6 protein-coding genes and 1 pseudogene are annotated in these 7134 nt (G+C 69.6%); 5 read left to right on the top strand and 2 right to left on the bottom strand.

Features of this window, described 5'->3' with window-relative positions:
• Positions 1–183 (top strand): annotated as a pseudogene (locus tag C7443_RS20220) (chemotaxis protein); the annotation flags it as partial.
• 36 nt (positions 184–219) lie between these two features.
• Here C7443_RS20220 and C7443_RS19115 read toward each other — a convergent pair.
• Both C7443_RS19115 and C7443_RS19110 read right to left on the bottom strand, forming a co-directional pair.
• Positions 220–1446: a nucleoside recognition domain-containing protein gene (locus C7443_RS19115; protein WP_110020561.1), complete on the bottom strand. Its 1227-nt coding sequence runs from the start codon at positions 1444–1446 to the stop codon at positions 220–222.
• Positions 1447–1508: 62 nt separating this feature from the next.
• The gene (locus tag C7443_RS19110; protein WP_170123701.1) at positions 1509–2075 is read right to left on the bottom strand and encodes a putative metalloprotease CJM1_0395 family protein; all 567 of its coding nucleotides are present in this window, start codon (positions 2073–2075) and stop codon (positions 1509–1511) included.
• 109 nt (positions 2076–2184) lie between these two features.
• Here C7443_RS19110 and argE point away from each other — a divergent pair, with 109 nt between their 5' ends.
• From argE to C7443_RS19090, 4 genes are all read left to right on the top strand, one after another.
• Positions 2185–3339, top strand: a complete 1155-nt coding sequence (argE, locus tag C7443_RS19105) for an acetylornithine deacetylase (RefSeq protein WP_110020559.1) — start codon at positions 2185–2187, stop codon at positions 3337–3339.
• A 29-nt stretch (positions 3340–3368) separates the two neighbouring features.
• The gene (argA, locus tag C7443_RS19100; RefSeq protein WP_110020557.1) at positions 3369–4691 is read left to right on the top strand and encodes an amino-acid N-acetyltransferase; all 1323 of its coding nucleotides are present in this window, start codon (positions 3369–3371) and stop codon (positions 4689–4691) included.
• A 114-nt stretch (positions 4692–4805) separates the two neighbouring features.
• The gene (locus C7443_RS19095; RefSeq protein WP_110020556.1) at positions 4806–6554 is read left to right on the top strand and encodes a GGDEF domain-containing protein; all 1749 of its coding nucleotides are present in this window, start codon (positions 4806–4808) and stop codon (positions 6552–6554) included.
• A gap of 222 nt (positions 6555–6776) precedes the next feature.
• The gene (locus C7443_RS19090; protein ID WP_110020554.1) at positions 6777–7091 is read left to right on the top strand and encodes a c-type cytochrome; all 315 of its coding nucleotides are present in this window, start codon (positions 6777–6779) and stop codon (positions 7089–7091) included.
• Positions 7092–7134: the final 43 nt, after the last annotated feature.

The following is a 7134-nucleotide window of genomic DNA, read 5'->3' as shown; positions in this document are numbered from 1 at the left end:
GAGATCAGCCGCAGCATCGGCCAGGCGGCGCGTGGCAGTGCCGAGATCAGCCAGGCGGTGCAGCAGATGGCCGGCAACGCCCGCGAGGTGCGCGAAGGCGCTTCGCACAGCGCCGCCTCGGCCACCGAGCTGTCGCGGCTGGCCCAGGATCAGAGCGCCCTGGTCGCCCGCTTCCGTTATTGAACGCGGCCGGCCGTGCCGGCGTCCGCGAGCGCCGGCTCAGCCGAAAAAGGCGTAGGCCACCGTGATCGCGGCAGCAAAACCGGCGGCATCGGCGCACAGTGCGCAGGCCACGGCGTGGCGCGGATAGCGCACGCCGACCGAGCCGAAATACACCGCGAGCACGTAAAACGTGGTCTCGGTCGAGCCTTGCACGATGCTCGCCAGCCGCCCGGCGAAGGAATCGGCGCCGAAGGTCTGCAGGGTCTCGACCATCATGCCGCGCGCGCCGCTGCCCGACAGTGGCTTGAGCAGCATCGTCGGCACCGCCTCGACCCAGCGCGCATCGAAGCCCAGCCCGTGCACCAGCGCGCGCAGGCCATCGAGCGCCAGCTCCAGTGCGCCGCTGGCGCGCAGCACACCGATCGCCACCAGCATCGCGATCAGGTACGGAATGATCTGCACCGCAGTGGAAAAGCCCTCCTTGGCGCCGTCGATGAAGCTGGCGTAGGCATCCACCCGCCGCCAGGCAGCGACGCCGAGAAAGGTGATGATCAGGCCAAACAGCAGGCCGTTGCTGAGCAGCGCCGAGCGCGCCTGCATCTGCTCGGCCGGACCGGCGACCAGCGCCACCAGGCCGACGACGCCGGCGCTGATGGCGGCGAGGTAACCGAGCACCACGGCATCGAACAACCGCAGCCGCTGCACCAGCGCCACGGCGAGCAGGCCGGCGAGCGTCGAGCAGTAGGTGGCGATCAGGATCGGCAGGAACACGTCGGTCGGATCGGCAGCACCGAGCTGCGCGCGGTAGGTGAACACCGCCAGCGGAAACACCGTGACGCTGGAGGCGTTGAGCACCAGGAACAGGATCTGCGCATCGGTGGCCCGCTCCGGCTGCGGGTTGAGCGTCTGCAGCTCGCGCATGGCCTTGAGGCCGAGCGGCGTGGCGGCGTTGTCGAGGCCGAGCATGTTCGCCGCCATGTTCATGGTGATGGCGCCGAGCGCCGGATGATCGCGCGGCACACCTGGCATCAGCCGCGCGAACAGCGGCGCCAGCAGCCGGGTCAGGCCGTGGATGAAACCGGCGCGCTCGCCGATGCGCATCAGGCCGAGCCACAGCGTCATCACGCCGGCGAGGCCGAGGCTGATCTCGAAGCCGGTCTTCGCCATGTCGAAGCTCGCCTTCATCATCGCCGCGAACACGTCCGGGTGGCCGCCCAGCGTCGCCTGCCACAGCCCGGCGAGCGCGGCGATGAAGAAGAAACCGATCCAGATCGCGTTCAGCACGCCCCGTCTCCGCTGGCCTGTTCGCGGGCCAGCGTAACGGTGACGGCCGCCAGCGGCGAGCCTCAGGCGTAGGCGTCGAGTTCGCTGCCGCCGCGGCTGACGCTGGCGTACTCGGCCAGCGCGCGCGCCGAGGACTCGCCGGCGGCCTGCGCATCGCTGAGTATCTGCAGCTCGGCGAGCGCTTCCTGCGCGGTCTGTCCGGCGGCGGCGGCGACCGCCCGGTCCTGCGGCGAGGGGTCGCTCGGTGCCAGCGCCGTGCGCTGCACATGGTCCATCTTGCGCACGGTGGCGTGCGGGTCGTCCGCCACCTTGGAAGCGTCGATGTTGACCTCGCCGGCGACGGCATACTGGCGACCGTCCGGACCGACGGTAAAACTGAAACTGCCACCGCGTACCAAGTCACCACCGACGTGGCGGTGCGCAGCCTCATGGGCACGCACGTGACGGTCAGTGCTGACTAGGCGTTCGAGCTGCGCCTGCTGGCTGGCATCGAGGCCGCCGGCGCTGCTCTCCTGCGTCGCCACCGCCGGCGTCGCACCGCTGGCGGTCACCGCCGGTACGGCCGCGTCGCTGTGCATCACCACCGTCACCGGTACGTTCCAAGCGTTTATGGAAGTGATTGAAAGCATGGACGGATCACCTCCTTCTCTCAGGTCTGAGCCTAGTCCTTTCCGCGCCGCCGTGCACCCTCGCGGCGGCTGCCCATAGAATGACCGTCCATTCCTGCCGGAGCCCGCCATGTCCGCCCCCGACCTGCTGAGCATGATCCGCGGCCTGATCGCCACGCCGTCCATCAGTGCCGTCCAGCCCGAGTGGGACCAGGGCAACCGCGCCGTCGTCGAATGTCTGGCCGACTGGCTCGGTGCGGCGGGTTTTCGCTGCGAGATCCAGGTGCTCGTCGATCCGCGCAAGGCGAACCTGATTGCCACGCTCGGCCGCGGCCCCGGCGGCCTGGTGCTCGCCGGCCATACCGACACCGTGCCCTGCGACGCCGGCGACTGGCGCTTCGATCCGTTCCGCATCACCGAGGCCGACGGCCGCCTCTACGGGCTCGGCACCTCGGACATGAAGTCCTTTCTGGCGCTGGCGATCGAGGCGGCGCGCGGGCTCGATGCCGCGCAGCTCAAACAGCCGCTGGTGATCCTCGCCACCGCCGACGAAGAATCGAGCATGGACGGCGCGCGCGCGCTGGCCGCCGCCGGTCGCCCGCTCGGACGCTTCGCGGTGATCGGCGAGCCGACCGGCATGCGCCCGGTGCGCCTGCACAAAGGCGTGATGTTCGAGGCGATCCGCCTGACCGGCCGCGCCGGCCACGCCTCCGATCCGCGCCTGGGCAACAATGCGCTCGACGGCATGTACCGCGTCATCGGCGAGCTGCTGCGGCTGCGCGCCGAATGGGCCGAGCACTGGCGCAATCCGCTGTTCGAGGTCGATGCGCCGACGCTCAACCTCGGCCACATCCACGGCGGCGACAACCCCAACCGCATCTGCGGCCACTGCGAGCTGCACATCGACATCCGCCCGCTGCCGGGCATGGACGTCGACACCCTGCGCGCCGAACTCAACGCCCGCCTGGCCGGCGTGCTCGCCGGCAGCGGCCTGCGCCTGGAAACGGCGCCGCTGATCACCGGCATCGAGGCCTTCGAGACCGCCGCCGGCTCGCCGATCGTGCGCGCCGCCGAGCAGCTCACCGGCCATGCCGCCGAATCGGTCGCCTTCGCCACCGAAGGGCCGTTCCTCAACGCGCTGGGCATGGACACCATCGTGCTCGGCCCCGGCGACATCGCCCAGGCCCACCAGCCCGATGAGTTCCTGGCGCTGGAACGCATCCCGCCGACCCTCGAACTGCTGCGCGCGCTGATCCGCCGCTTCTGCCTCGACGCCGCCAGCTGATCCCCCCACCCTGCAACGACTGAATCACCATGAACGACGACAAGATCCTGGTCCACGGCCTGCGCCAGGCCGTGCCCTATATCAACGCCCTTGAGCACAAGACGCTGGTGCTGCTGTTCGGCGGCGAGACCATCGCCGATGCCGAGCGCTTTGCCTCGCTGATCCACGACATCGCCCTGCTCGACTCGCTCGGCCTGAAGCTGGTGCTGGTGCATGGCGCCCGCCCGCAGGTCGAGGCCGAGCTGATCGAGATCGGCGCCGAGATCCGCTACGTCAACGGCCTGCGCGTCACCGACGGCGTGGCGCTCGACGCGGTCAAGGAAGCGGTCGGCGCCACCCGCATCCTCATCGAAGCGATGTTGTCGATGGGGCTGGCCAACTCGCCGATGCACGGCGCGCGGCTGCGCGTGGCCTCGGGCAACGCCGTCGTTGCCCGCCCGCTCGGTGTGCGCGAGGGCGTCGACTACCAGTTCACCGGCGAAGTGCGGCGCATCGACGTCGAGCTGATCCGCGCCTGGCACGCCGCCGACACCATCGTGCTGCTCTCACCGCTCGGCTACTCGCCGACCGGCGAGGTGTTCAACGTCTCCGCGCGCGAGGTCGCGGTGGCGGCGGCACGAGCGCTCAACGCCGAAAAGCTGGTGATGCTGACCGAAGACGGCGGCGTGCCCGACCGCGACGGCCAGCTGATCTCGGACCTGGCCGTCGATCAGGTCGAAACCCTGCTGCACGGCGACACCGCGCACCTGCCGGACGATACCGTCGAGGCGCTCGGCAACGCCGTCACCGCCTGTCGCGGCGGCGTCAAGCGCGTGCATCTGGTGCCGCGGCGCGTCGACGGCAGCCTGCTGCTTGAGCTGTTCACCCGCGACGGTGTCGGCACGATGATCAACGCCGACCGCTACGAGGGTGCGCGGCGGGCGACCATCGACGACGTCGGCGGCCTGCTGTCGCTGATCCGCCCGCTGGAGGAGGACGGCACGCTGGTGCGCCGCTCGCGCGAGCTGCTCGAACACGAGATCGGCCATTTCACGCTGCTCGAACGCGACGGCACGATCATCGGCTGCGCCGCGCTCTACCCGTTCCCCGAGGAAGGCATCGCCGAGCTGGCCTGCGTCGCCATCCACCCGGCCTACCGCCGCGGCGGCCGCGCCGACGCGCTGCTGACCGCGATCGAAGCCCGCGCCCGCGCCCAGGGCATCAGCCGGCTGTTCGTGCTGACCACGCGCACGGCGCACTTCTTTCAGGAACGCGGTTTCGCGCCGGCGACCATCGCCGAACTGCCGGTGGAAAAACAGCAGATGTACAACTTCCAGCGCCGCTCCAAGGTGTTCATCAAGCGCCTGAGCTGAGCGGCACCAGCCTTTACACCGCTGTCACGTCACTGTCACCTGACGCACTGCACCATTCAGGCGGATACGGGCCGCATCCGCCAGCCGGCCACCGTCGAGACAGCGGGGGAAGCCATGAGCAGCGAAATCCGCGAACTGCTGCAGCAACGCGAACTGTCCGCCTTGTTCCAGCCGATCGTCGAACTCGACCGCGGCCGTATCCATGGCTACGAAGGTCTGCTGCGCGGACCGTCGAATTCACCGCTGCATGCGCCGCAACCGCTGTTCAGCGCCGCCGCGGCCGCCGGCTGCCTGACCGAGCTCGACACGCTGGCACGCCTGACCGTCGCCCGCCGCTGCCGCCAGCTCGACCTTGCCGGCCGGCTGTTCATCAATCTGCATCCGCTGTCACTGCTCGACAGCACCCTCGATGATCTGCTCGGCACGCAGCCCGAATTCGCCCCGACGCGGGTCACCATCGAGCTGACCGAGCAGTACCCGCTGGAGGACTTCGAGGCGGTGCGGGCACGCATCATGGCGCTGCGCGCCCGCGGCTACCGCATCGCCCTCGACGATCTCGGCGCCGGCTATGCCGGGCTGCGGCTGTGGTCGGAGGTCAAGCCCGATTACGTCAAGATCGATCGCTACTTCATCGAGGGCATCGATCGTGACGCCGGCAAGCGCGAGTTCGTGCGCGCGATCGTCGACATGGGGCGCCAGCTCGACGGTCTGGTGATCGCCGAGGGCATCGAAACCGCCGACGAACTGAGCACGGTGCGGGCACTCGGCATCCGCCTCGGTCAGGGTTATCTGTTCGCGCGACCGCAGCTCGCACCGCCGGAGACGATGCCGTGGGAGCTGCTGAACAGCAGCTGCGCCAGCCATGCGCCGCTGCCTCGGCTGAGCGAGACCGCCGCCGGCCTGGTGACGCCGGTGCCGGTTGTCGCGCCATCGGTGACGGTGCTCAGCGCCGCGCAGCTGTTTCACGACGCCCCCGGCCTGGATACGCTGCCGGTGGTCAGCGACGGTCTGGTCTGCGGCGTGCTGCGGCGCGCGCCGCTGCTCAATCTGCTGCTGGCGCGCTACGGCATCGAGCTGCACGGCCGCAAGCCGGTGCAGCGGGTGATGGAGACCGGCATGCTGCAGGTCGAAGCCTCGACGCGTCTGGAGCAGCTCTCGCAGCAGCTGACCAGCGCCACCCACCCGGAGGCGGATTTCATCATCCTGCGCGACGGCCGCTTCCTCGGCATCGGCCGCATGCGCGATGTGCTGCGGCGCATCACCGACCTGCAGATCCGCAATTCACGCTACGCCAACCCGCTGACGCTGCTGCCGGGCAACGTACCGATCCACGAGCACCTCGACGAGCTGCTCGCCAGCGGCACGGAGTTCGTCACCGCCTATTGCGACGTCGATCACTTCAAGCCGTTCAATGACCACTACGGCTACGCCCGCGGCGACCAGGCGCTGCTCTCGCTCGCCGAGCTGCTGAGCCGCCACGTCGACCCCCGGCTGGACTTCGTCGGCCATGTCGGCGGCGATGACTTCATCCTGATCCTGCGCAGCCATGACTGGCGTCTGCGCTGCGAGGCGATCCTGCGCGATTTTGCCGCCGAGGTGCCGGCGCTCTACGACGAGGCCGCGCGCCGCGTCGGCGGCATCATGAGCCTCTCGCGCGCCGGCGAGGCGATGTTCTTCCCGCTGCTGACACTGTCGATCGGCTGCGTGCAGCCCGATCCGGCCCGCTGCCGCTCGCACCTGGACGTGGCGTCGCTGGCCAGCGACGCCAAGTGCGAAGCCAAGCGCCGCAGCGGCAACGCGCTGTTCATCAGCCGCCGCCGCGGACCGTCACGACCGCAGAACCAGGAGACCGCCGCCGCCTGAACGACGGGGGCGGACGCCGCGGTGCCAGCGGAGCGATGCTGAATCCAGCATGAATTCCTTGAAGCAGATTCTCGACGCGCCGGTATTTTCGGTCGACACTGGCGAGCGCGGCGTGTTTGCCCGAACGGGTCCGCGCCGCCGGCCACCGCCCTCCGTGCGGTCGAGCCGAGGACGCTGTTCGTCTTTCTTGGACCCTACCCCGTTGTTTTGAGGAGAGAGCGCATGAAATCCACCTTCGGCATCGCAGGCGCACTGCTGGTCGCCGCCGCTTTCGCTGCCCCGGCCCACGCCGACGGCATGGCCCTGGCGCAGAAGAACAACTGCCTCGCCTGCCACGCCGTCGATACCAAGCTCGTCGGCCCGGCCTATAAGGACGTCGCCGCCAAGTACAAGGGTGACGCCGGCGCCGCCGAGAAGCTGGCTGCCAAGGTCAAGGCGGGTGGCATGGGTGTCTGGGGTCAGGTGCCGATGCCGCCGAACCCGCAGGTATCGGACGCCGACCTGAAGGAAATCATCGCCTGGGTGCTGGCGCTGTAAGCACGCCGGCACATTTCCCCCGGACCGGCCGCCGCGTGCGGCC

The sequence above is a fragment of the Plasticicumulans acidivorans genome (assembly GCF_003182095.1).
Lineage (GTDB): Bacteria > Pseudomonadota > Gammaproteobacteria > Competibacterales > Competibacteraceae > Plasticicumulans > Plasticicumulans acidivorans.
This window is presented reverse-complemented; position numbering and strand designations above follow the sequence as displayed.